General features: G+C 49.9%; 24 protein-coding genes. 4 read left to right on the top strand and 20 right to left on the bottom strand.

Features of this window, described 5'->3' with window-relative positions; genetic code table 11:
- Nucleotides 1-31: 31 nt before the first annotated feature.
- From QQK89_RS10745 to QQK89_RS10755, 3 genes are all read right to left on the bottom strand, one after another.
- The gene (locus QQK89_RS10745; protein WP_284238556.1) at nucleotides 32-355 is read right to left on the bottom strand and encodes a thioredoxin family protein; all 324 of its coding nucleotides are present in this window, start codon (nucleotides 353-355) and stop codon (nucleotides 32-34) included.
- A gap of 2 nt (nucleotides 356-357) precedes the next feature.
- On the bottom strand, nucleotides 358-723 hold the full coding sequence (locus QQK89_RS10750; protein ID WP_284238557.1) for a MerR family transcriptional regulator: 366 nt from the start codon (nucleotides 721-723) through the stop codon (nucleotides 358-360).
- A 107-nt stretch (nucleotides 724-830) separates the two neighbouring features.
- Entirely contained in the window at nucleotides 831-1,634 is an 804-nt protein-coding gene (locus tag QQK89_RS10755; RefSeq protein ID WP_284238558.1) for an AraC family transcriptional regulator, read from the bottom strand.
- Between the two features lie 118 nt (nucleotides 1,635-1,752).
- Here QQK89_RS10755 and QQK89_RS10760 point away from each other — a divergent pair, with 118 nt between their 5' ends.
- The 3 genes from QQK89_RS10760 (at nucleotide 1,753) to QQK89_RS10770 (ending at nucleotide 4,300) form a co-directional block, all read left to right on the top strand.
- The gene (locus QQK89_RS10760; protein ID WP_284238559.1) at nucleotides 1,753-2,970 is read left to right on the top strand and encodes an MFS transporter; all 1,218 of its coding nucleotides are present in this window, start codon (nucleotides 1,753-1,755) and stop codon (nucleotides 2,968-2,970) included.
- Nucleotides 2,971-3,149: 179 nt separating this feature from the next.
- Entirely contained in the window at nucleotides 3,150-3,761 is a 612-nt protein-coding gene (locus QQK89_RS10765) for a hypothetical protein (protein WP_284238560.1), read from the top strand.
- 98 nt (nucleotides 3,762-3,859) lie between these two features.
- Nucleotides 3,860-4,300 carry an SRPBCC family protein gene (locus QQK89_RS10770; RefSeq protein ID WP_284238561.1) on the top strand — a complete coding sequence of 147 codons (441 nt, stop codon included), beginning with the start codon at nucleotides 3,860-3,862 and terminating at the stop codon, nucleotides 4,298-4,300.
- 79 nt (nucleotides 4,301-4,379) lie between these two features.
- On the opposite strand, the gene QQK89_RS10775 is transcribed toward QQK89_RS10770, so the two are convergent.
- The 16 genes from QQK89_RS10775 to QQK89_RS10850 form a co-directional block, all read right to left on the bottom strand.
- On the bottom strand, nucleotides 4,380-4,841 hold the full coding sequence (locus QQK89_RS10775; protein ID WP_284238562.1) for a GNAT family N-acetyltransferase: 462 nt from the start codon (nucleotides 4,839-4,841) through the stop codon (nucleotides 4,380-4,382).
- A 28-nt stretch (nucleotides 4,842-4,869) separates the two neighbouring features.
- Nucleotides 4,870-5,244: a YciI family protein gene (locus QQK89_RS10780; protein ID WP_284238563.1), complete on the bottom strand. Its 375-nt coding sequence runs from the start codon at nucleotides 5,242-5,244 to the stop codon at nucleotides 4,870-4,872.
- A 527-nt stretch (nucleotides 5,245-5,771) separates the two neighbouring features.
- Entirely contained in the window at nucleotides 5,772-6,764 is a 993-nt protein-coding gene (locus QQK89_RS10785; protein WP_284238564.1) for a LysM peptidoglycan-binding domain-containing protein, read from the bottom strand.
- Nucleotides 6,765-7,013: 249 nt separating this feature from the next.
- Nucleotides 7,014-7,271, bottom strand: a complete 258-nt coding sequence (locus QQK89_RS10790) for a hypothetical protein (RefSeq protein ID WP_284238565.1) — start codon at nucleotides 7,269-7,271, stop codon at nucleotides 7,014-7,016.
- A gap of 2 nt (nucleotides 7,272-7,273) precedes the next feature.
- Nucleotides 7,274-8,506: a Ger(x)C family spore germination protein gene (locus tag QQK89_RS10795; protein WP_284238566.1), complete on the bottom strand. Its 1,233-nt coding sequence runs from the start codon at nucleotides 8,504-8,506 to the stop codon at nucleotides 7,274-7,276.
- The gene (locus QQK89_RS10800) at nucleotides 8,503-9,609 is read right to left on the bottom strand and encodes a GerAB/ArcD/ProY family transporter (protein WP_284238567.1); all 1,107 of its coding nucleotides are present in this window, start codon (nucleotides 9,607-9,609) and stop codon (nucleotides 8,503-8,505) included. The genes QQK89_RS10795 and QQK89_RS10800 overlap by 4 nt, the downstream gene beginning before the upstream one ends.
- Nucleotides 9,610-9,613: 4 nt before the next feature.
- Nucleotides 9,614-11,206, bottom strand: a complete 1,593-nt coding sequence (locus QQK89_RS10805) for a spore germination protein (protein WP_284238568.1) — start codon at nucleotides 11,204-11,206, stop codon at nucleotides 9,614-9,616.
- Nucleotides 11,196-12,335: a GerAB/ArcD/ProY family transporter gene (locus QQK89_RS10810; RefSeq protein WP_284238569.1), complete on the bottom strand. Its 1,140-nt coding sequence runs from the start codon at nucleotides 12,333-12,335 to the stop codon at nucleotides 11,196-11,198. Before QQK89_RS10810 ends, QQK89_RS10805 begins: the two co-directional genes overlap by 11 nt.
- 147 nt (nucleotides 12,336-12,482) lie before the next feature.
- Nucleotides 12,483-13,598, bottom strand: a complete 1,116-nt coding sequence (locus QQK89_RS10815; protein ID WP_284238570.1) for an AI-2E family transporter — start codon at nucleotides 13,596-13,598, stop codon at nucleotides 12,483-12,485.
- Nucleotides 13,599-13,689: 91 nt separating this feature from the next.
- The gene (locus tag QQK89_RS10820) at nucleotides 13,690-14,229 is read right to left on the bottom strand and encodes a histidine phosphatase family protein (protein ID WP_284238571.1); all 540 of its coding nucleotides are present in this window, start codon (nucleotides 14,227-14,229) and stop codon (nucleotides 13,690-13,692) included.
- A 141-nt stretch (nucleotides 14,230-14,370) separates the two neighbouring features.
- Complete coding sequence (locus QQK89_RS10825) at nucleotides 14,371-16,008, bottom strand: DUF3502 domain-containing protein (protein WP_284238572.1); 1,638 nt, start codon at nucleotides 16,006-16,008, stop codon at nucleotides 14,371-14,373.
- Between the two features lie 75 nt (nucleotides 16,009-16,083).
- Nucleotides 16,084-16,980: a carbohydrate ABC transporter permease gene (locus tag QQK89_RS10830; RefSeq protein ID WP_284238573.1), complete on the bottom strand. Its 897-nt coding sequence runs from the start codon at nucleotides 16,978-16,980 to the stop codon at nucleotides 16,084-16,086.
- Between the two features lie 42 nt (nucleotides 16,981-17,022).
- Nucleotides 17,023-17,925 (bottom strand): ABC transporter permease, encoded by a 903-nt coding sequence (locus tag QQK89_RS10835; protein ID WP_284238574.1) that lies wholly within the window; start codon nucleotides 17,923-17,925, stop codon nucleotides 17,023-17,025.
- A gap of 186 nt (nucleotides 17,926-18,111) precedes the next feature.
- Complete coding sequence (locus tag QQK89_RS10840) at nucleotides 18,112-19,674, bottom strand: extracellular solute-binding protein (RefSeq protein ID WP_284238575.1); 1,563 nt, start codon at nucleotides 19,672-19,674, stop codon at nucleotides 18,112-18,114.
- Nucleotides 19,671-21,479, bottom strand: coding sequence for a cache domain-containing sensor histidine kinase (locus tag QQK89_RS10845; protein WP_284238576.1), 1,809 nt, complete (start codon nucleotides 21,477-21,479; stop codon nucleotides 19,671-19,673). Before QQK89_RS10845 ends, QQK89_RS10840 begins: the two co-directional genes overlap by 4 nt.
- The gene (locus QQK89_RS10850) at nucleotides 21,476-23,077 is read right to left on the bottom strand and encodes a response regulator (RefSeq protein ID WP_284238577.1); all 1,602 of its coding nucleotides are present in this window, start codon (nucleotides 23,075-23,077) and stop codon (nucleotides 21,476-21,478) included. The genes QQK89_RS10845 and QQK89_RS10850 overlap by 4 nt, the downstream gene beginning before the upstream one ends.
- A gap of 15 nt (nucleotides 23,078-23,092) precedes the next feature.
- Between QQK89_RS10850 and QQK89_RS10855 the strand changes: the two genes are divergently transcribed.
- The gene (locus QQK89_RS10855; RefSeq protein WP_284238578.1) at nucleotides 23,093-23,293 is read left to right on the top strand and encodes a hypothetical protein; all 201 of its coding nucleotides are present in this window, start codon (nucleotides 23,093-23,095) and stop codon (nucleotides 23,291-23,293) included.
- Here QQK89_RS10855 and QQK89_RS10860 read toward each other — a convergent pair.
- Nucleotides 23,283-24,809, bottom strand: coding sequence for a family 43 glycosylhydrolase (locus tag QQK89_RS10860; RefSeq protein ID WP_284238579.1), 1,527 nt, complete (start codon nucleotides 24,807-24,809; stop codon nucleotides 23,283-23,285). The genes QQK89_RS10855 and QQK89_RS10860 overlap by 11 nt on opposite strands.
- Between the last annotated feature and the right edge of the window lie 263 nt (nucleotides 24,810-25,072).

Consider the following 25,072-nt stretch of genomic DNA (forward strand, 5'->3'; position numbering starts at 1 on the left):
ATGCCGGGGGACTGCTTTTTGCGTAAGGGCTCTATTCCGCGTATCTTGCAATGGCCTGCTGATAAACATCTTTCGGACGGAGACCGATAAATTTATCCACCGGCTCGCCGTTATGGAACACAATGACGGTTGGCATCGACATAACGCCATATTCGGAAGCAAGCTCCGGCGACTCGTCGCAGTCTACCTGAAGGATCGTAACGCGCTCGCCTTCTTCCTGCTGCAGCTCATCCAGAATCGGCAACAGAACCTTGCATGGGGGACACCATTTCGCCCCGAATTCAACCAGAGTTGTTGCTCCTGCGCCAAGAGCGGCCTGACGGAACGATTGGCCGTCTATTGTGGTAACGCTCATCTTTATTCCTCCGTTTCCTTCTGCTCTTCTAGAATCGACTGGATGCGGTCCTCAAGATTGCGTTTAATGTTGCTGAGCAGCTGAATTTGCGTCTCGATCTCCCCCAGCTTCTCGCGGTAGATCGGGAGCACCTCCTTGCAGAACGCCTCTTTGTTCTTCAAGACGCAATGCAGGAAGCCGGCGATTTGGTCCGTCGTTAAGCCAAGCTGAAGATACAGCTGAATCGTTTGCACCTGCTCTTCGGCAAGCGGCGAATATTCCCGGTATCCGTTCTCCAGCCGGATTGGTGTAAGCAATCCCTGCTCCTCATAATAACGAAGCGACCTTAAACTGACTCCCGTACGGGCCGCAAGCTCTCCGATTTTCATCCGTATACGCCTCCTGCATGGTCGATTCGAACTGATTATATACCCTCACATTAATGTGAAGGTCAAGTAGACAAAAACCCTTCCTTAATCGGAAGGGTGGCATGCTATTATTGCTGGCGGTAGATTTGCGGGGTTACGCCGGTTATTTTCGAGAAGCTGCGATGGAACTGGCTGGCGCTAGAGAAACCCAGACTTTCGCTAATTTGCGCGATTGTCGCGTCCGAACGCTTCAGTCTGTTCATCGCTTCCGTGATCCGTAATTTCAGCAAATATTGATAAGGCGTCGTTCCGGTCGCTTCGCGGAAGGACCGGATGAAATGATACCGGCTTTGCAGCGCGATCCCGGCAAGCTCGTCGATATTTATCGTATCGGCATAGCAATCATGAAGATAGGCTAAAGCTCTTACCAGATGCGGATCGCAAATGCCCGGCGGCATGGATGACTTCCGGTCTTCAAGCTTCAGCATGCCGCCTAAATAAGCGACTACGTCCTGCTCCACTTCTTGCACCGCAAGCGGATCGGCCAACGCCTGGCCTTGAATAAGCGCCAGCATCCAACCGCGGAAACGGCCAACCATATCCTCCGCATGGAAATGCTGCCGGATATCGTGCTCCGATCCTGCCGTAAATTGCGGGTTAATAGACGCCATTCCTCCCGCTCCCTGCTCGCGGACTTTCATAATAATAACGGATGACTGCTCGCCTAGATAAAAATGATGCTCCGTCCCCGGCGGCTGCAAAAGTCCGTTTCCTTGCCGCAAGCCGTAGCTGCGATCTTCCTGCGTAAAATGAACGATGCCTTTGATCGGCAGCGTCACTTGCATCCAGTCATCATGCTTATGCGGGACATTCCTGAAACCATGGCTGCCTTGCCATAACTCGATCCAATCCGTCTCTACCTTCATCTCCATATGTTCTCACCTGCCATCATTATAGCAAAAGTTGCTCGTTTTGCAGCACTTTTCGCTGATGACCGCTCCCCGCTCCCCCCATTATACTGAAGCAAATGATAAAGGGGGCTTTCGTTCCATGAATTCTACCGCAGCTCTACAGGTTCAGCGCAATTCTGCGATTTGGATGCTGTTTGGCGTCAGCTTCGCGCATTTGCTTAATGATGCGATGCAGACTGCCGTACCGTCCGCTTTTCCGTTGTTTCAATCCGAAATGCATCTGAGCTTCACCAAAATCGGTTGGGTTGCCTTTATGCTCAACATTACCGCATCCCTGCTCCAGCCGTTTATCGGGTATGTCTCGGATAAAAAGCCCATGCCGTTCCTGCTTCCGCTTGGCATGGTCTTCTCGCTCGCCGGCGTATTCGGCTTTGCTTATGCGGACAACTTCTGGATGCTGCTTGTGTCGGCCGCTTTGATTGGGGTAGGCTCATCCGTCCTACATCCGGAATCTTCCCGGGTAGCGCGGATGGCCGCTTCCGGAAGCAAAGGCATGGCCCAATCTATCTTTCAGGTTGGCGGCAATACCGGACAGGCGCTGGCACCTCTGCTTGTTGCTTTTCTGCTGATGCCGCAAGGCCAGCGGGGCTTCTTGTGGTTTACGATTTTTGCCGTAATCGGAATCGCGTTGCAGCTCGTCATTAGCCGCTGGTATGCGGGTCAGCTCGTTACTGCCGCCTCAGTCAAAAAAGCCGCTAACCGGTTGCTGGACCAGCAATCAGCTCATTCCACCTGGTTTGTGGCAGGAACGATGGGACTGTTAATCATCCTATTGTTCTCCAAGTTTGTTTACATTGCAGGCATGACCGGTTACTACTCGTTCTATTTCATTGATCATTACGGGTTGTCGTTCTCTCGCGCCCAAATCTGCTTGTTCGCTTTGCAATTCGCCGGCATGGTAGGCACTTTGCTTGGAGGGCCGCTTGCAGACAAATTCGGCCGCAAGACGATGATCTGGATTTCCATCGCCGGAACCGCGCCGTTCTCGCTGCTGCTGCCATATGTGAATCCGGGCGTCGCCCTCGCCTTGTGTTGCGCGATTGGTCTCATTCTGATGTCCGGCTTCTCGGTCATCATCGTGTATGCCCAGGAGCTTATGCCACGGCATATCGGCACCGTATCCGGTTTGTTCTTCGGCCTCGCCTTTGGCATGGGCGGCCTTGGCTCCGTTCTGCTCGGCTGGCTGACCGACGTGAAGGACGTCGCATTTACGATCGAGCTTTGCTCCTTCCTCCCGCTGCTTGGTCTATGCGCATTCCTGCTGCCGAAGGATTCGAAGCTGATGGGGAAAGCGTAGGGCAAGCGTTAAGAGTTCCTCGGGGGGATTAAGGTCCCTGAGGGACCTTAATTCCCCGCACACAGCCGACTTCATGTTCCCCATAAGAAAAATGTGGAAAATTAATTCAAAAGGTTATCCGCCACCCTGTTACGAATTATTGATGAGCGAATCTCGTTACATCTGGAGGATACGACATCATGGGAACTAAATTCGGAAACCTGCACGTAAAAACAACTAATCAAGCTGAGGTCATTGCCGCTCTGAAAGGACTTTCCGGCGCGAACAAGCCAACTGCCTCAGCTGACGGAAAAGCCAAAGCAAATCTTCACTTGGAAGATTTACTACAAAATATTTTCCACGTTGGTAGTCTCCAATCCGATTGGGTCAGCGTTCTCAATGACTTGTTTGGCTGGGGCGTGGTAGAACAAGTTGGCGAAGCATTATCGCGCCATATCGCCTCGCCTGTCTTGACCTGTTCTTATTTCGATGAGGATTTATTCGAGATTAATCTCTATTACAATGGCGAATGCCTGACAGGGCATCTGTGGAGTTCGCCGGAGGTAATCGAAGATTATGAGCTGGAGCCTAAAAAAGCCGATATCGCGATCCTGTCAGCGCATTTGGGACTTAACCATACCGAGCAGCTTATGCAAGCCCTGGAACTGGAGAATCCGGAAGAAGCCGTTCAAGCTCTGGAATCCACCCTGCAGCTGCCTCTATGGATTCACTCCGAATGGTTCTATGATCTAGACGATGAAGATGACAAAGCGTTCATTAGCAACTACATCAAATATGACTTCAATCTTTAAAAAATAGGTTTGTTCAAATTGAATAACTGGAAGGGTTTTACCAAAAACTGCCGAATACTACATATTAAAAGCAGGAACCACTCGAGGAGGAGACTTAGATGGCCACCAGCACATCTCGCATATTTATTAATGCACCCGCGGAACGAGTGTGGGATACGGTGTCAAAACCAGAGCAAGTTAAGCAGTGGCAGTACGGCAGTGATCTTATTACCAATTGGCAGATCGGCAGTGAGATTCGGTTCCGCAGTGAGTGGGAGGGCAATATTTATGAACAGTGGGGAACGGTATTGGAATATTCACCCTGCCAGTCTCTCAGTTACTCTCTCTTCGCCCCGCGGCCAGGCCTAGAGGACAAGCCCGACAATTACTTCAAGATGAGTTATACCTTGGTTAATGAAAAGGAAGGCACTTTGCTCACCATCGAACAGAGCGACAATCGACCGGGTACTGACAATGATAACAGCGAAAGCTCGGAAGAAGGGGAGGACGGTCAATCCGTACTTTCGGTGCTTAAGCGATTAGCAGAATCCGCGAATTGATGAAGGAACTTTACTTCTAAAAGCTGCATCAGATCCTCCGAATCTGATGCAGCTTTTATTGTCGAGCTATTGTTCTGCTTTAGCTTAAGAACTTACCGAGACAAATACACTCTTCCCGGTTTATATATTTACCATAATTGTCTATACGGCTGTATCCTTTATTTTCATAAAACGAAACCGCTTTCTGATTCACTGCACGTGTTTCTAGCCATATTTGAGAGTAGCCGAAATTCATCGACTGTTCCTCTAGATAGGACAAAATAGCAGAGCCAACTCCATTAGCTTTCGATTTGGCATACATTCTTTTTAATTCTGCTATATTGGAGTCGATTGGACGAATCGCTCCGCAACCAATAGGCTCTCCTTGTTGATTGCGTGCAAGAACAAATAACGAACGGGGAACAGTAACATCCGATATGTCGAAAGAATTCTTTCCACTATCACCCGTTATGGACTGCAAGGTATCTGATAATAACTCTATTAGCTCTTTAGCATCGCGTGAATTCGGGTCCTCTGCCTGGACAATAACATCACTCTGCACCCTCTTCACTCCTTCTCTCCATTTGATTCTAATCTCCCGATTCAAAGTAATGGATCGGCCGAATCTCAATCCCCCATCCAAACTGCTCGCCCGATGCCACTTGTACAGTTGGATGCAAAGAAGCAATTCGGATTGCTTCTTCCATATCCCGTGCTTCTATTAGAAAAGCACTACCGATCATCTCCTTCGTTTCGATAAAAGGACCGTCCATAACTTTCACTTTCCCATTTGCCTGCCGCAAGCATTTCGTTTCGGATGAGAGACCGGCGTCGATTATCACTTGGCCGCTCTTGTAGAAATTGTCTAGGTGAGGCGTACATTCGCTCATAATAGCATCAATCTCATCTTTGGGGCGGGCATCCATTTTAGCTGACTCCAAATAACCCAAGCATAGAAATTTCATATCATTTCTCCTTTAACGTGAGTTTGAAGCATTCATTCCAGCCTCTATTTAATCGACGAACGGCAAACAAATTAATCGACATACCTTAGAAAATATTTAAGGTCCGGTACCGCTTGATTTAATATACCATCCGATGGCGTTTTTTTTGACCCATATAGACGATAGCTCGATTGATGGAACCGCATAATAGCCATACATGGGCCCCTTTTGGACAGGCGACAATAAGTGAGCGGGATTCGTGAAAAGCAAATGTCTTCTTATCGCTAGCTCTGGCGACACTGCAGGGCAAAATAAGAGGTATATGGCGGCAAGCGATAAAAAACCATATACAAGTATTTTCTGCGGTTTATTCAACTGCCATCTTATCATTATCAACCACCGACTCCTTTTACAAAATCACCCTAAAGATATTCGCCTAAATATTGTAAGTATCCTTCCTATCGCTTAATTGCAAAATCAACAACGAAGCATAACAAAGCCTAAAAACAATAAAGAGGAGCAGCCTAAGCCGCCCCTCTCCGTCACTCTTATTTATGGATCGTAACCTTTGTCCCCGTCGGTACCGTGCCGTACAGCCATTCTACATCCTCGTTCATCATTCGGATGCAGCCGGCGCTTGCTTTCGTTCCGATCGAGGAAGGAGCATTTGTGCCGTGAATGCCGTATTTGGTCCCTTGGGTGTTCGGAACGCTTAGGCCAAGCCAACGGCTGCCAAGCGGATTCTTCGGATCGCCGCCCGGAATGCCTTTGGCGGAATACCAGGGATTCTCGATTTTCGTAATAATCTCGAAGCTGCCGGTTGGCGTTAGTCCGGCTGTTTTGCCGCTTGCGATATTAAACGTCTTCTTGACCGTTGTACCGGACTTCACATACAGCTTGTTCTTCGTAATGTCGATATCGATAGACAGCTTGGCTGGCACCGCGGTTGCTGTTGTCGCTGTCGCCATCTTCACCATGTAATACGGGTTGGGGATTTGCAGCTCTTGCCCCGCCTGAATCCGGCTCAAGTCCGTGCCTAGTCCATTCGCCTCGGCAATTGCCTGTTGATAATCCTGCGATTTGTAATAACGGACGGACAAGCTGTATAAGGTATCCCCTTTAACTACCGTATGTTTGCCTTCACCCGAGCGAAGCGGAACGCGAAGCGCCATCCCAATCTTCAGCTCCGTATTCGGATCCTCGATCCCGTTGTAAGCCATCAAGGCATTCATATAATTATTGCGGTTAAAGTACTGTTTCGTAATGGAATAAAGCGTGTCCCCGGGCTCAACCGTATAGTATTCCAGAACGAGAGGATTTTTCAAAGACAGGACCACCCCCGCCTTTAAACCTGCTGTTGGATCAAGACCGTTTGCCTTAGCGACCTGCTCGTAATTGCCGGTCAAATAATATTTCTTCGAGATGCCAAACAACGTATCCCCCGGCTGGACGGTATAAGGAACGTTAATGGTAAAACCCGTGTTCGACTGTGCGTGAGATCCCCCCGGATAACTCACCAAAGCCATCATCACCATAATCATACAAAAGACCCACTTGGACTGCCTACTCAACGATGATCACACCTTCTGATGGAATAATAGCGGCTCATCAGATTCGCTGACCTTCGTCATAATTCCTTCTTATTCGGCACGAACAGACCATAAATGAATCTAACGTAGGAAATAGACGCAACAAGAACCCGCGCAAGCGGGTCCTACCAGAACTACTCTTACCCTAAATACCTAACCGCAACCGATCTAAAAGCCCTAAATAAACCACTGTGACAATTGTTACTCAAAACTCCATCCGATCATTCCCTGTAGCAATTGCCTCAACGGCTCGAGCCCAAAGTTAACAATCGTAACGCTCGTCCAGAAGGACGCAGCCGACCAATCTACCGCAAGCCCTACCGCGATAAATGTACTCCAAGTCAAAAGTCCGATGTATACGGCAAGATCCATCCGCCAACCTTTGCCAGCAAGCGGTTTCCCTCCTACAATCAGCAGGACAACGTAAGCCAGCAAAATAAGTATCACGATGTAGCGCATGCTTACTTCTCCTTCTTATCCAGCAGGTATTGGAACGATTTGTTGCTTAATCCCATCCGGGCCATGCGGAATTTGACTTTCGCCTCTAGCGGCGACTTCGCGAACACCTCGTCCCAACTGTTGCTCCACTCTTTCCACTGCTTCGGGTATTTGCGATGCGTTTTCTCCGCCGCTCCGAACAAATCGACTTGAAGCTCCTGCCCTTTCTTCCATGCTTCCTGCATCATGGCGATAATCTGTACTTCTCCCTCTTTCTCAAGCGACTGAATCACGCCGGGTTTAAATAAATCCTGCGCGCAATTCGACTCCATTAATGTACCGGTTACATCAACATCAGCCTTGAAGCTGAGCTGCCCGCCTTGAAGTTTGGGTATGATCTTAGTCTTCGACTTCAAAATCTGCACCGTATCGAAGCCCTTTTTCCCTTCCTGATCCTCGCATGGAACTACAACAAAGGATTGCTGCACGCTATCCCGCAAATAAGCGGCACCAAGAGATTCCTTCCTGCTCATCCAGCCAATCATTTGGTCATTCTTCAGAATAGCGAGGCGCCCTAGCTTCAGCTTCGACGGAATAGAAGTGCTACTAAACGAATCCAAAGAAGAGGTATCCTCTGATCCAGATACAAAAATTTCGGGCACCACCGCGCTTTTCGCGTCTCCCGTAATTTCCATCGCCAGCTGGTAGACCGGTACATTGGGCAAAATGGACGTATTTTTCATTTCGGATAAAATAATTTCTTTCATCCCCGCGCCGGAAATCGCCTGCAGCTGCATGAACTGCTCCAGCACCCGCCTTGAGGTTCCGGGAGTGGCCAGCACGCTTACGGTTTCACGGGACCCCGAATTGCGGAAGTACACGTCAATAAGCTCGTTTACCCCTTTCCGCATTGCTTTTTCCCCTATCACAACGACGCGGTTATGGGCAAAAAACAGCTTGCGCGGGCTTTCGGAAAAGCTGTGCATAATAGCATCGCGAATTGTCTTGCCCTTTGTGGAGTACACAATAATTGGCGACTTCGGACCGGTACCTCCCGATCCGCCCGTAACCGAGGAGATCGCGGCAGGTATAACGACTTGGTAGGACACAATCCAGTTCTCGCCATCCCAGTCGATACCCGTTGCGGACGTTATGGCTATCTCGTTCAACTCAATTCGGTTCCAGCATCCGGTTGTTACTAGCGCGGCAAACAGCAGTACTACCACGCTCAGAAAAGATTTTATTCGGATCCTCATGAGCTTTGCGAGCCTCCTTTATTCCGTTTGCCTCTCGTAATAAGGAGTCCCAAAGCAATCAATAAGGGCAACACGATATTTCCGATAAAGAGTAAAGGAATATTAACGACGGCAAAAATAAAACCTCCTCCCATGTTGCGGGGCCATTCGGTCAACGAGGTCACAATGGCCAGCACGCTTAAGCCGAAGACCATATGCCGTTCGCTCCGCAGACGAAGCGAATGAACGAGACAATGCACCGAAGCAAAGAGGAACACGGACATTTTGATATACATCGTCAGAAACCAGACCGAAACGGTAAAAACCTCAATTCGTTCAAGAAACTCTCCAACCTCAACAATGGCCATGATGTTAACGAACGTGTAAGACATCATCGGCACAAGCTGCTGGCCAAAAATAGTCAGTCCCAGCAATAACACGAGCAGCAGCTGCAAAGCTCCAAGCACCGTACCGACTAGGCCTGCCTGCAAGCCGGCTGCCGGCTTTTTCATATAGGGGGTGAGCAGAAGCAGGACCGACACTTCCGACAACAACGCCACCGGAGGAAGCGAAGCGATCATCATCCTTGCCGCGCTCTCGTCAAAGAGCGGAAGCAGCCTCTTGAAATCGATATCCGTATACAAAACGAAGACGGACAGCGGAACAACAACCAGAATAAGGATCAATACGACAAAAGCCGAACGGGCCAACGCTTCAATTCCCTGCATAACCGTAAACGCGGTTACCGCCACCATAATGCCCGCAAGCATGTACAGCGGCGTTTGATCCAGCACGATATCCGATACAAAGTTGGTGAAAGACCTCACGATGATGCAGAAGGAGTTGAAATAATAAATGCCAAGCAGCAGCCCAATCGCAATGCCGACAGGCTTGCCGAAGCTGCTCTCCATCCAGCTTACAAACAACTGTCCCTTATTCGCCTTGCAAATAAAGGCGGTCCCCAGAGCCATCGCCATACCGGCCACAAGCGCTATAACTCCGGATATCCAAGCGTCTTGTTTAGCGATGCTGATCATAATGCTTGGCACCGCCAATACCATTGTTGGCGTAATGGCGCTTTGAACTAATGCTGCAGTCTGCATGGTCGATATAGCGGGCTTCATGGCTCTAGGCTCCTTCCTGATCAGGGCGGGGTTTCTGCCCGGCACCTTCCCTAAATTTATTACTGTCGCTTGCGATGTTCGTCGGACGTTTGCGCATGGCCCACCACGGCACGCGGATCAGTACGTCTTTCATGTTGGATGCGACAAATGGCGAGAATGGCATCATATATGGCTTGCCGAATGAACGTAATCCGCACAAATGGGCAAGCAGAAGCATCAATCCCGACATAATGCCAAACAAACCAAACGTCCCTGCCAGAATCATGAGAACGAACCGGATCAGCCGGGCCGCAATTCCCATATTAACTGCCGGAATAACGAAACTCGCGATCGCCGTAAAGGATACGACTATAACCATCGCAGCCGATATAATACCGGCCTGAACGGCAGCTTGACCAAGCACGAGTGCCCCAACAATGGAAATCGCGGGTCCAATGATGCGCGGCATTCGAACGCCGGCTTCCCTTAAGATCTCGAACGTAATTTCCATCAGGAACGCTTCCAGCAAAGCCGGAAACGGAATTCCTTCCCGCTGGGCGGCCAAGCTGATGAGCAGCGAGGTCGGCAACATTTCCTGATGGAAAGTCGTAATCGCGATATAGAGCGACGGCAGCAACATTGATATAAAAAACGAAGTCATCCGAATAATCCGCAGAAAAGTCGCGATATCGTAACGCTGGTAATAATCTTCGCTGGATTGAAAAAACTTCGCAAAGGTTACCGGAGCAATAAGCGAAAACGGGGTTCCGGATACCATAATGACAACCTGGCCTTCCAACAATGCGCCGCAAGCAGCATCCGGCCGTTCCGTATTTTGGAGAAGCGGAAAAGGCGTAAACGCCCGGTCCTGGATAAACTCCTCGATATATCCGCTTTCCAGCACGCCGTCTATATCAATCTTATCCAAACGCCGGTGAACCTCATTGATGACCTCCCTCTCCGCTATTCCCTCCAAATAAACAACCGCGACATTCGTTCTCGTCTGGCGGCCGATCATTTTGTATTCGAATCTTAGATCCGGCGATTTAATGATTCTGCGAATAAGAGAGGTATTGGTCCGCAAGTTTTCGGTAAACCCTTCCTTGGGTCCCCGAATAACGGTCTGGCTGCTTGGTTCCTCTACCGCCCGGGTTTCGCCGCCGGTTGTATCCATGACAATCGCCCGCAGGCAGCCATCTACAAGAAGAACGGAACATCCTTCGAGCATGGCATACCCCGCTTGTTCGATCGTATTGACATCACTTAGCTTGCCAATTGCAATAGAGCGCTCCGTCAGATGACGGTACAGGTTAGGCTCGCCCGCGCCTTCCGTTTCCGTATAAGAAGCATTAGCATCTTCCAATAAACCAAGCAGCATGGTGCTAATGGCCACTCCATCAACAATCCCGTCAATATAGAGAAGCGCGTACCGCGTACGGTTAAAAGAACGATGCTCAAGCGTCCGGCACACGATATCCTCTCCCCCGCCCAGGAATCGGTGCAGACGCTCCAAATTGCTATCCAAATCCGGGAGCAATACTTGCTCGGCTTGTATCGTCTGTCCGGAACCGGGACTCCCTTCCTTACCGGAGTGGCCTGCATGCTTATCAGTTGGCATGGTGACTGTCCTCGCTTACTGGCTGGCTTTGTTGTCCTTGCTTGCTGCTTGATCGCACGCCTGACCGCAACAGCATGACAATCAACAGCAAGACCGGAATGACCATTTGAAAGATTGGAAACTGGTATTTAATATTTTGCTCGAATCCGACATTGACCTGATGCATGTAGCTTTTAAACCAGAACGATCCCGCATAGATGCCAATTCCGACCGGGATGGCAGCAATACGGAGGGAAATCCCTAGCAAATAAGCAAGCGCAAGCGATGCGCCGAGGTAATAAGCCGTCAGCTTTATATATACCGCCGTGAAAAAAAGCAAAGCGATAAATGGATCAAACCGCTCAAATACATCCCCCAACGCCACAAAAGTTGTCGCTTGCAGCAGCGGAACCGTGCTCCATCCGGCTAATGGGCCCAAACTCGCGATAATGACGACATTCATAACCGTAATAAAAGCTCCCGCAAACAAATAACCTTTCAACGTCATCTGTATGACCTCGTTGAAGTTGCTGGATTGCACATATCGCCAGAACATCAGGAACAACACCATTTCGCCAAACGGAAACGAAATAATTTCCGGAATGGCGGCGTCCCATACCGGTTTGAAGCCTTTCTCCAGCAAGGGCAGCAATCTGCCCAGATCAACCGTTCCCGTCCCGATCAGCAGAATATAAATCAAGAAATAAATAAGGAGTAAAATCGGCAACAGCACTTCGGCCATCCGGAAAAAAACAGCCGGTCCCCCCATTACCGCATAACATCCTATTAAACAGATGAGGAGCATAAGGACCGAAAGCGGAGTATCCGAGAGTAGAAACATGATCGACAAGTCCGCGAACTCGCGCACGTTGCGCGTGCATTTGTACATGAAATAAAGAACATAAATAAAACCAATGACAAAGCCAATTATTTTACCGAAATAAAGCTTGAATATTTCCATCAGATTGAGGCTCGGCTCAAGCCTTTGAATCTGCAACGTTACTAAGCTAATGACCGCAAATCCAGCGACGACGCCAAGCGCTACCGCCATCCACGCATCCCGCTCCGCCTTGCCGGCAAGCAGAAACAAAGAGGAGCTGCCCATTAGAAACACAATGACCATCGACGCCATCTGCCTAAGCGTCACCATATTTGTCTTCCCTCCCCGTCAAATGTTCGTGATGTGCCCCATTTTGCATTTCTTATCATGCTCAGCGGGATGGAAAAAAATTCAGGATGAGGCAAGAGAATGAAAAAAGCCGCCCGGGTTTCGGACGGCTTTTTGGCCTTGTTTTTTCTATGGACGTTTGGTCCCTCCAACTATGGGATCCTTCGGAGGAATATGGTTGTTTTTACGGAACTCGTACACGCGTGTCGCAATAATCTTGATAATCGCATAGACGGGCACAACGATAATCATCCCAAACGCGCCGATTATCGAACTTGCGCCGATGACAAGCAGCATGACGGTGAACGGATGAACGTTCATTTGCTTGCCGATAATGCGCGGCCCGATCAGGTTGGCTTCAATCTGGTTCGAGACGACTAATATGACGCCAATCAGCAATACCGTCATCGGAGAGACGGTGAGCCCTACGACAGCCGTTGGGATAAACGCAATCAACGGACCGATATAGGGAATGAAGTTCGTAATCGCGGCGATTAAGCCTAGCAACAGCGGATAAGGCAAATCTATCAACAAGTAGCCGATAAACGTCAGTAAACCGATCAAAAGCGAAGTCAGCACTTTGCTCAAAATAAAAGAGCCGATCGAGGCGTCAATCTCCTTAAGCGCGCCGCTAGCTTCACGGTGATAACGTTCCGGCAGCATCCGCAGGATGAGACCGGGGAACTTGTCTCCTTCGCTCAGCAAGTAATAGATCATGAACGGAACGAGACCCAGAAGGAAGAAGAAGTTCATAATCAGATTAAAGATGCCGCGCACGCTGCCAACGACGGAATTAAGCAAGGTATCCAGCGAGCCGGTCAGCTTATTCGTCAGATTCTCGGTAGATAGCGCATCCTTCTGGCCAATTTCCTGCAGCCATTCATGCTTCTGCAAAGACTCGAGCCAGCTCTGAACGGAGGCGACGATTTGCGGGAAGTTATTCACCAGCGTAATAGATTGGTCCCGGATCGGAGGCCAAATCATCCAGAAGAATAAGTAACAAATGCCAAGCGCGCCGATATACACGAGCAGAATAGCCAGCACCTTCGGCAGCTTGAGCGAGAGTATTCTAACAAACGGCCTAAACAAGTAATAGAACATACCCGAAATGAGCAGCGGCACAAACAACGCGGCCAGCACCTTGCCAATCGGATCAAATACGAAATCGACCTTGGATGCCAAGAAGGCAATCAATAAGACGATAATAACGCCATAACCAATACGAAACCACTTGCCTTGCGGCATACGGACAGGTCCCCTTTATAACCATATATTTTGCCTATTAATAGAATTAACGCAAAACCAGTGAAACTAAACATAGGAATCACAATTATTTCTACCATATTCGCTGAACGATAGGTTTATGATTGGATGGGAAGGTAATCTGGTAGACATCGGGATTGGACATGGCTTCCCACTCTTCAAATCCGATGTTATTGTCAAAATGCTTAAGCAACAAAGAGATAAGATTGCCGTGCGACACAATAACGATGTTATTCTTGTCGCTGTTCAGAGCTTCCGTAACGACATTTACCGCTCGGTTCATTGCCGCATGGCTGGACTCCCCGCCCTCATAACGCAAATTCAGATCCCCGTAAGTTAATCGCAGCATGTTCCGCCAATCCGCATGATTGGACCCGGACAGGACTCTTTCTGCCAAGCGATCATCCACGGCAATGTCTAACTCAAGTCTGCCCGCCAAAGGCGAGATCGTGCGATACGCCCTTTCGTACGGACTTGATAGAATCATCTCCACTTCCTTGCCAGAGAAAAATTCCGCAAGCTGCTCAGCCTGTTGAACACCTTCCTCCGTTAGCGGAGCATCCGGCTCCTGTCCTGCAGCTTTGCAATGACGCACGATATAGAACTGCTTCAATAGATCCCCCCCTATCTCCGTCTCTCATTTACATTACCATATTTGCCCACGCACACCTAGCTACAGTGGATTTCATTCAACAAAATAGCTGCACAAAAGGCGGTCCCCTAAGGAACCGCCTTTCTACTATCGATCAATCTATTAGCCCTTGGCCGCAAGGAACGCCGAGGCTTGTTTCTCAATCTCCGTTTTCACTTTGTCCACGCCTGCTGCCTTCATCTTGGAAGCTAGCGAGTCAAACGACTTGTCGACATCCTTCACGGCGCCGATCGCAAGCGGCATGAAATATTGCGTGGAGACGTTTTTCAAATTCGCGATTTCGGTCTTCACATTGTCCGTATTAGGCGTGAAGCCAAGATAAGGGATTGGCTGCAGATAGTCTTTGATCTTGTTGTTCAAGTCAATGTAGGAGTCGGTCCAGCTGGCGCTTGGCTTGAAGAAGTCCTTGTCGACGAACCAGAAGCCTGCCGCATCAGGCGGATACGTATTGTCCGCAGCGGTTACCCCATCCGGCAAAGCCAGCTTATCGTCGGCCGTCACCGTGTAGTTTTTGCCTTCGATGCCATAGTACGCATTAAAGACGTAAGACTCGTCTTCCATAATCAGATCGAGTGCTTCCATGGCGCGTTCCGGATGTTTGGAGTTGGCGGCAATCGCAACGCCGTTGTTCAGCCAGCTGTTGGAAGGCGCATGGCCTGTCGGCGACAGTACCGGCATAATGTACGTGTCGATGTTTTTGTCTTGGCAAGACGACAGGGTAGCTTGAATATCAATCGAGTTGCCAAACGCTACGCCGGATTTGCCGTCGCAGAAGTTATCCTTCGAACGGATTTTGTTGGAATACGGATTTTTGTTCACGTAACCCGCATCATACCATTGCTTCATGACACCGGCCGCATATTTGAACGCGCCTTGAACGGGTTCGTCGGTCATGCTCAGAATTTTGCCGCTGGCATCTTCCTGATCCGTGTAGTTGCCTACGCCGGACGGGTCGCCGGAATCAATCGGTGCGCCGGCATAAGCGAATTTCTCCTGGACCAAAGCTCCGAACGGTGCCGGCAGGTCATATTGCGAATCCAGGTTCAGCGGAATCATATTCGGATAATCCTTCTTGATCTCAGCAAAATAAGGCTCCAGCTCGGAGATTTTCGTCGGATTCGTCAAACCCGCTTTCTCCATGACGTCCTTGCGGAGGACGATAACGCCAACTTTGCGGTCCGGCGTTGTTGTCGGGATCATGAATTGCTTGCCATTTACCTGCGCGGCTTTGTAGGCGGCAGGATCCTGCTTCGCCGTATACTTCGGCATGTACTTCTGGAACATATCCTGCGTTAGTTCTTGGAAGGAGCCTTTATTGGCTTCGGGCACATAGAAGTTCCAGTCGGCCGTGAACACGAAGTCGACATCTTCGCCGGACGCCAGAATCAGTGGGTATTTGGAAGCAATATCTCCCCAGCCGATATAGTTGATTTCAAGCTTTGCGTTAATATCCTTCTTCAGCTTCTCGTTAAGGGCCGCCATCACGTCAGGCATCCCTTTTGGCGCTTCGCCCAGCAAATAACCAACCAGCTTTACTTCTTCGGAATGATCGTTACCGGTATCCGCGGCAGCCGTTTCCTTGGCGGTGTCGGCAGACGGTGAAGCGGATGGCTCTTCCGAGGCCTTGGAGGATGCCGGCGTATTGCCGTTATTATTGCCGTTGCTGCTGCAGGCGGCTAGCAAGAGCGCAATCATGGCGATCAAGGCCAGCATCGTAAACAGGCTTTTTGTTTGTTTCAAAATAAATCCCTCCCCTTATATTGGCCAAGCAATTCATGCATCTATATAAATTCCGGGCTAAGCCGGGAATCTATATCAACCCTTGACGGCGCCAATCGTAACGCCGCTTACGAAATACTTCTGCGCGAACGGGAAAACAAGCAGAATAGGTCCCGTTGCAATAACGGTCATCGCAAGCTTGAACGTCTCCTTTGGCGCATCCAGACTAGTCACATGCTGCGCCATCGCCGACGAGAGATTGATCGAAGATAACATTTTGTACAAGAGATATTGCAGCGGAATAAGCGAGTCCTTGGTCGTAAACATCATCGCGGTCCACCAGTCATTCCAATAAGCGAGAGCGGTGAACACGCCGATCGAAGCAAGCGCGGGCTTGCTGAGCGGCAGAACCATCTGCAGGAAAATCCTCATCTCGCCCGCTCCGTCAATCCTCGCCGATTCAATAAGCGGTTCGGGAACGGAGCTTTTGATAAAGCTGCGAAGAATGAGAATGTACATCACATTGAACATCGGGCCCAGAATCAGAACCGCATACGTATTCGTCAGATGCAGGTTACGGCTCAGCCAAATATAATAAGGAGCAAGTCCGCCGTTAAACAACGTCGTGAAGAAGAGGAAAAACGCCAGCTTATTGCGGTGCTTCAGTTCTTTTCTGCCTAGCACGTAGGCCGCCATCGTTGAGATGAACAGCGATAATACCGTCCCCACCACCGTTACGATAATCGATACTTTGTAAGCGGATAACACATCGTTCGGATAGCGGAAAATATACTTAAACGCTTCAAGCGATACATCGCGCGGCCAGAACCAATAACCGTCCGCAAGCACCGAACTCTCCGAGGAGAAAGCGCCTGCCAGAAGTACGATAAAGGGCAGCAGACATATTAAAGCGATAATCGATACGACCGTATAAGAGATTGTTGTAAATACCGGAGCGGAATTCAGCTTCCGGCCCGAAGTTTGACTGCTCATTCGAACACCTGCTTTCTCGCATATGTTGAGTAGGAATACCGATTAGAACAAAGCCTGTTCTCTGTCGTACCGGCGCACCAGCCAATTGGCGGCTAGAATAATAATGAGCGTGAGCACGGATTGATAAAGTCCAACCGAAGAGGCCATTCCGAAATCCGCCGAACCCATTAAGGAACGGAATGCCAGCGTATCGATAATATCCGTCGCGTCCATGAGCAGGCCGTTATTGCCGATCAACTGGTAGAACATATCGAACTCGCCTCTCATGATTCGTCCAAGTCCGAGCAGCAGAAGAAAAATCATCGTTGGCTTGAGCAGAGGCAATGTGATTCTTGCAATCCGCTGGATGCGAGTTGCCCCGTCAATGGTAGCTGCCTCGTAAATCTCCTGATCGATGCCCACGATCGCGGCCAGATACAAGATGCTGCCGTACCCTACCCATTTCCACACATACAGGAACGGAAGCAGGAAGTACCAATAGCTGGTGTTCGAATAAATATCAAGCGCCTGCGCGTCGACATAATGAAGAATTTTGTTCACGATGCCGTACTCGTAATTGAGGAAGTTATAGACAAAGGCCGACACCGTTACCCAGGAAATAAAATAAGGGAGGAACATAAGCGTCTGACTTAGCTTCTTAAACGATTTGCGGCGGATCTCGGACAAGAAGACGGCAGCCACAATCGAGAACACCGTATAACAGCCTAGGAACATAATGTTGTACACAAACGTATTGCGGGTAACGAGCCACGCTTTGCCCGAGGCAAAGAAATAATGGAAGTTGTCAAAACCCACCCATTCGCTCAGAAACATCCCGCCTTGCCTGGAATAGGATTCAAAAGCCATCACTACGCCGCCCATCGGAATGTAAGCGAATACAACAAAATAAACAGCAACCGGTAAAAACATCAGATACAACAGCCAATTTCTACGAATATCCTTCATGCGGTCCCTCCGTAACGTTTCTCTCCAGCTCTACTCTATCTGCTTCTATGTTATCGAATGGGAAGACGGCCTCACACCGGGTAAACTTACGATCATCTTTGAAAACCAATGGTTCCGCGCCTCGCACAAAAAAAAAGCAAAAAAGCCCGCCCGGCTCTAACGCCGGACAGGCTTTCAACTTATTCGTTATCGGCTGGCGATATATTCGGTCGCCTGCTGTTGTACTTCTGTTTTCACCCGATCGATTCCAGCCTTCTTCAAATGCTGTACCAACGTATCAAAGGCTACATCCACGTCTTCAACGGCACCGATATAAATCGGCTGCGCATATTGCGTAGAGACATTTTTAAGGGTGGCAATCTCGGATTTCACTTGATCCGAATTGAACAGAAATCCAACCAAAGGCGTGGGTTCCAAGAGCGGCTGAATCCGCTCCTGCAGCTCTTTGTAAGACTCCGTCCAATTCGCAACGGGCTTGAACAGATTCTTGTTCACAAACCAGAAGCCTGCCGCATCGGGAGGATACGTGTTGGATTCGGACGTTACTCCTTCCGGCAACCCAACCGTGCCTTCGGGCGTTATCGTATAATGAACCCCTTCGATTCCGTAGTAGGCCAGATAGGCATAGGAAGGTTCCTCCATAATCAGATCAAGAGCCTCCAGCGTCCTTTCCGGGTTCTTAGAAGAAGCGGCGACCGCAACCCCGTTGTTCAACCAGCTGGATTCCGCGGATTTGCCTGACGGATATAACATCGGGAACGGGTAGACGTCGATTCCCTGCTCCTCGCATGACATAAATACGTTCATCATGTCGATGGAATTGCCAAACGCGATGCCCGATTTCCCGCTGCAGAATTGATCTTTCGAACGAATATTGTTCGCGTAAGGATTTTTGTTCACGTATCCTTTATCGTACCAATCCTTCATCCTGTAAGCGGCTTCCTTCTGCCAGCCCAGTATCGGCTCCTCTGTCATGCTAAGCATACGCGCCTCGGGGTCCTCCATATCCGCCGTTATTCCTTGAGCAAGAGGATCGCCCGAATCAAACGGCGCGGTAAACCAAGCAAACTTCTCTAGCATCAGATAAGCAAACGGTATAGGAAGATCATATTGGGAATCCAAATTAAGCGGAATCATCCCCGGATAATCGCGTTTAATCTCGGCCAGATACGGCTCAATCTCCGAGAACTTCGTAATCTCCTTCATGCCCGCCTTCTCCATCACGTCCTTGCGGAACAACGCGACATTGACCTTTCGGTCGGGAGAAGAGGTCGGAACCATATACGGCGTCCCGTTAACATCGGCTGCGCGAAGCGCATCCGGTGCCATGGCCGCCATATGGCGCGGCATATATTGCTCAAGCAAAGCCTGGCTCAGCGGATAAAAGGCTCCCTTCGTCGCTTCCGAGACATAGAAATTCCAGTCCGCGGCGAATATAAAATCCACATCCTGACCGCTTGCCATCACAAGCGGATATTTCGAAGCGACATCATTCCAACCGATATAATTCAGCTCGATCGTGGCATTAATATCTTTCTTCAGCTTCTCGTTGATCGCCTGCAGCACTTGCGGCATCCCCTTTGGCGCTTCCCCAATCAGATAACCGACAAGCTTCACTTCTTTCTCATGGCCGGGACCCGATGCGGCCGTTTGCTGTTGCCCTTCATTCTTGGAGCATGCCGTTAATCCGAGCACGATCAGCATAGAGAGAAGAGCCGTTACCATCCATAGCCATCTCCTTATTCTCATTGCGCTCTCCCCCATTCCTCCGGCCTTCGCTCGGGCAGCCGCAGCAAGACGCGTGTCCCTTCGCCTTCGGCGCTGTCGAACTTCAGTCCATATTGAAGACCATAGGACAGCTGCAGACGTTCCTCGATGTTGCGCACTCCATAACCTCCGCGCCCGTTAACCTCGGAAGGGGCATTCAACATAGCGCTTAGCCGTTCTTCGCTCATCCCTACTCCGTCATCGGTTACTTCAATCACCAAATCTCCCTTATCCGTCCAGGCGCAAATCCGGATCTCGCCTTCCTCGCTATCCTTCTCCATAATGCCATGCAGAATCGCGTTTTCAACAAGCGGCTGCAGCAGTATTTTGGGCAGCCGGCAATTGTACAGATCACGCGGCACCTCAAACTCCAGACGGACGCTGTCGCCAAAACGCATGTTTTGGATTCGCACGTACGCTTCAATATGCTTAAGCTCGCTCTCCAGCGTCACGTATTCATTGCCATTGGACAAGCTGAGCTTATAAAAGACAGCCAATTCGTCAACCACGCGCCTAATATCATCCGCACCCGATTCAATCGCCATGGCATTAATCAGATCCAGCGTATTGTACAAGAAATGCGGATTGATCTGCGCCTGCAGCGCCTTCAGCTCCTTGTTCTTCACCTCTCTGCCAAGCGAGGACTTCTCTTCGATTAAGCCCGAAATATTCTGAACCATCGTATTGAAGTTATGCGTCAACTCGCCAATCTCGTCATCTTCCGCCGGCAAGGGCGCAAGCTGGAAATGGCCATGCTTCACCTTGCGGACATGGATAATCAGCCTGCGAATCCGTTTCGTTGCGGTTGCAGCAACAAAGAAGGAGAACGGCAGCATAAACGGGACAATGATCAGGAAGATCGATACGATTCGGTTTCTCGCTTTTACGCTGGATTGCAAGATATCGGCATAAGGCACAACAAGCGCTACCTTCATATCGGTATGGGGGATAGCCTGCACGCCAAGCAGATGCCGGCTGCCGTTAATCGGATAATGATTATTGTAATAGTTGTCGACCTCGTCGGAATCTCGATAAAGGGCGCTTACCTCCTGCACAAGCTCATCCGAATAGGTAAAACGGTCGGATTTGCCAAGCAGCTCGCCTTCGTCGTTGAACAGAAAAGCCGCCGCATGCGGCGTTAGAATCGCATGATTCAGCACCGAATCCATGGCGGCCGGCTTAATGCGCGCCCGTACAATACCGTCAAACCGCTGGATATCATGTTCGTTTGGTATTTTCCGCAAGACGGTTAGTTCCCGGCTATCGGCATTCGGATCTACCTCATCGGAAGGAAGCCAGGCCACAAATGCTTTGGCCGAGGCAAAACGGGTATACCAGGGTTCCGCTTCAGCCTTCTTCATATCGAGGAAGTCGGTATTTTCCGTCGCTCCGGCCAATCCTTGCCTCATATAGATCTGAATCGAATCAATGTCGTCGTTGTAACGAAATTGATTAATGAGCCTCGACAGCTGCAGCGAAGCCATATGCCACACGTCAATGTCCTCATACGGCTTCGAATCCGCATTAACCGCCGTCTGCACAAGTTCGTTAAAAGCGATAAAGTTCAGAACTTCCGTAATGGCTTCGGATTTGTATTCCAGATAAGCTTTCGTCTCATCGAGCATTTTGCGGGAAGCGTACACCGCGGCTTCTTTGTTCTCCTGCTGCGTCATGCTGATATGAATAACGAGCAGAAGCAGGAACGGGATCATAATGACCAGCACGTACGTCGCGAACAGCTTATAGCGGATACTGAAGAAGAACGGCCTTTTTATTCCTCTTCTCATCGGACGGCACGCTCCCTGTATTCGGAAGGGGTACAACCCGCATTCCGTTTGAAGAAAGTCGTGAAGTAATTGGCGTCGGTCATGCCGATGAGCAGCGCTACCTCGATCATTTTGACATTCGGGTCGCAGAGCAGCTCTTTCGCTTTATGCATCCTTGTATCCGTGATGTATTCCTTGATCGTCTGACGGCCATGCTTCTTGAAATACGCGCATAGATACGTCTCGCTTAGCTGCACATGATCGGCTATATCGCGGATTGTAAAACCTTTCTCCTGGAAATGGGCATGGATATAACGGATAATTTCCCTCATCTTGCCGCTTCCGGCAACTGTCTCTTCATCGCTTGGCTCAGCCATCGCTTCCAGGAACGATAACACGTATTGCTCCAGTTCGTTCAGCCCCGGAATGCGGTCGATCTCTTTCCACATGTACCGCCTTTCGGTATCCTTCGAAATTTCCGCTAACCCCAACTGTATCGCCGTTTCCATGATTGCAATCAGAAATTGAAAATACGTATCCTTCAGCCGCATAATATCAAGATCCTTCTGCTTCCTGACATACGCGGTCCATTCACGGACGATACGTTTCGCTTCCTCTACATTCCCTTTCCGGAGCTGGTCGCGCATTAACCGCACTTCCTCCCAGTTCGTCGCGACAGGGGCATGCTTCTCAAGCGCGTCGGAGAAAACGGGCTTTGATCCGCTGCCATAATACTGATAGGCACAAGCAAGGGAAGCCAGACGGTAGGCTTCGGGAATTTCCCGATAGGAGGCCGCAGGCTGCCCGATCCCGATCCTAAGGTCGATAGCCGGTCCCGCAATCTCGCGGAGTCCGGAGAATATCTCCTCGATCCTTTCTCTGCCTTCGCGGTAAGAGCTCCTATATTCACCCGGTAGAATCAGCACCAGATGATGGCCGGAATCGAATCCGGCAAGCGCTTTCATTTCGTGGAAACCATTCCGGCTTGTGATTGCTTCCAGAATCCTTAGCTGCGTGACCCCCGGATCTTCCGGCAAGTCGAACGGACTCCAATACAGGCTGGAGACGGTTACCGTATAGGAGCCCTCCATCGGCAGCAGGAACGTGTCTTTGCTGCGAAGCGCCGGAAGAACATGGGGCGACTCTGGATTCGTAACTAGCCGGCGGACCATCTCTTGCCTCAGATAGGGAAGACTATGGTCAAATCCCTCCTGCAGCTTGCGCTCTTCCTCCTTGCGCTTCTGCTCTTCCTTGCGAAGCCGGATGGCCGCCTCTACGACGTCGCGCACTTCATTCAGATTGACGGGCTTCTCAATATACGTAAATACCTTAAGCTGGATCGCCGATTTGAGATACTCCTTGTCGGAGAATCCGCTAAGGAAAATTATCGGGCAATCCGGGTCCGTATTCCTGTATTCCGTTGCGAACTCAATGCCGCTCATCTTCGGCATCCGTATGTCGCATAAAATAATATCCGGCTTCCGTTCTGTCGCCAGTTCAAGAGCATGCAGACCGTTGCGCGCCGTCTCTACTTCGTCGATTCCCACGGTGTCCCATGGAATATAGTTTTTCAATAATTCTCTTGTCCGGGTCTCGTCATCTATAATTAACAGTTTCAAGAGAATCCCCCCTGCATGCATGCTAAGATAGCTGTTCATGTGGACACGGCTTTCGTCTCCTCAATTATAGAAGTAACCGCCGACTCTGCATACGGGGAAAACTTAAGATTACCTTTGATTCTTGAAGCTGTCCTTGGCAGCGGGGCACGCGCAAAAACAAGCCGGGAAGTTAAAGCCTCCCGGCTTGCCGCTGCAATTATTTCTATTAGTTTTTAACTAGCGACCAATCGTCCACTCTCACCCAGTTACCCGCATTCGCAACGGAATACAGACCAATCTGGGCTTTGCCGTTAGTCACCTGAATATTGGGTATCGTAATTTGCGTCCAGCTGCTGATCGAGGCGTTAATCGAGGCATCCAGTTCGGAGCCTCCGTAATTTTTCACGTAGATCTGCGCCGTCGATTGTCCGCCGCTGCTCTTCACCCATACCTTCAAGGTGTACGTGCCATTCGCTAGACCCGTTATATTCTGATAGCGGCTTGCGCTGTAGGCCGCGGTTGCATATTGGTTGCCGGACCATCTTCCGGAATGCGCGCCTCCCTCGACATTGGAGTTGGGATCAGCGGCTGTATTAAACCAGGTGCTCCAGCCTGCCAATGCGATCTGCGACACCCGGTCGGCTTCATAGCTTGGATTCATGGCATAGTTGTTGCCGCTGCCTACGCTCCAAGTCCCCGTCGCCGCATCCAGGTTGAACTGGCTGAGCGAGTTGAGCGTTGGCGTAGTCCCGCTGAACGAGATAGGCATCCATTGATTGTAGCCAATGCCGTTGCCCGCGAAGTCGCTCCATCTGTCGCCGCCAAAGAGGATGGTCGTCTGCGAACTGCCTTGTACCGGGATAAACATAGACGTCTGGGAGACATGCGAGAAGTCGGCATCCGTTCCGTTCATCACAAACTCGCTTGAATAAGTACCGGTAATGCTGGATGAAGTCACACAATAAGTATGGGATGCGTTCCAGCCGTGCAAGTCGGATGAACATAAATAATAGAGTCCGTTATACTTGAACATCGCATTGCCTTCGCGTCCGCCCGAACTGCTGTTAAATACGTTCACGGCCGGTTCCACGTTCAAGTAATCGGATGACCGGAGCTCGGATACATACAGATGGGATCTGCCGCTCGCGTTGCTGAACACGAGATAGGCTTTACCATTGTCGTCGATGAAGGTGGACTGGTCGCCGGACATATTGTTCACGACGTTGGTAATGGTCGTCTGAACATGATCGAAGGCAAATGTTCCCGTAGGCGTACTGCTTGTCGCAAAAGCAATGCCGCCTCCGGCAGGTCCCTGATACTGGGTAATCAGAACGTATTTCTGCGTATTGGCGTTGTATACGACTCCAAGCCGCCCCAGCCAATCGGCATCCCAGGTGGAGCCGTCCGTTGCCCCGGTAATCACATTGCCGCGGAAGGTCCAATTGACCAGGTCCGTTGACGAGTAACAGGTGACTGCCGCAAAGCTGGTGTCGCTGTTCTTCGCCGTCGGACTATTATAGTAAGTTACAGCTCCGTTATATTTGACGCCATACCAGTAATACGTGCTGCCAACCTTCAATATATTGCCGCCTTGCGAGTAGATCGGATTGCCCGAGGTGTCCTTCCAGAATACATCATTGTTAATCGTCTGGCTTGCTGCGTGCGCCGCCTGGGGCCCCATAAAGACTAGCAGCGCGGTTGCGAGAAGAACGAGGCTTTGCATGGCCGACAGCCATTTTAACTGCATTCTCATTTCCAGCATCCTCTCTTTATTTAATGAATAAACTCGTTTTTTCCTCCTTTCTCTTCTGGTCGTTGAATATTGTATAGCGCTTACATAAGCAAAAACAGCTGAAGAAGTTACGATTATCTTGGTTAATTTAAGGTAAGGAAGCAAAACCTATTTCATGGAGCACAACCATGGAAATAAGTACTATAAACCTCGATTTTGCACGTAAACACACTAGTTATTTGTCAATAGAATTTTCTCTTGTAAAACTAAAAAATTCCGCTTGA

This window comes from Paenibacillus glycanilyticus (genome assembly GCF_030161375.1).
Lineage (GTDB): Bacteria > Bacillota > Bacilli > Paenibacillales > Paenibacillaceae > Pristimantibacillus > Pristimantibacillus glycanilyticus_B.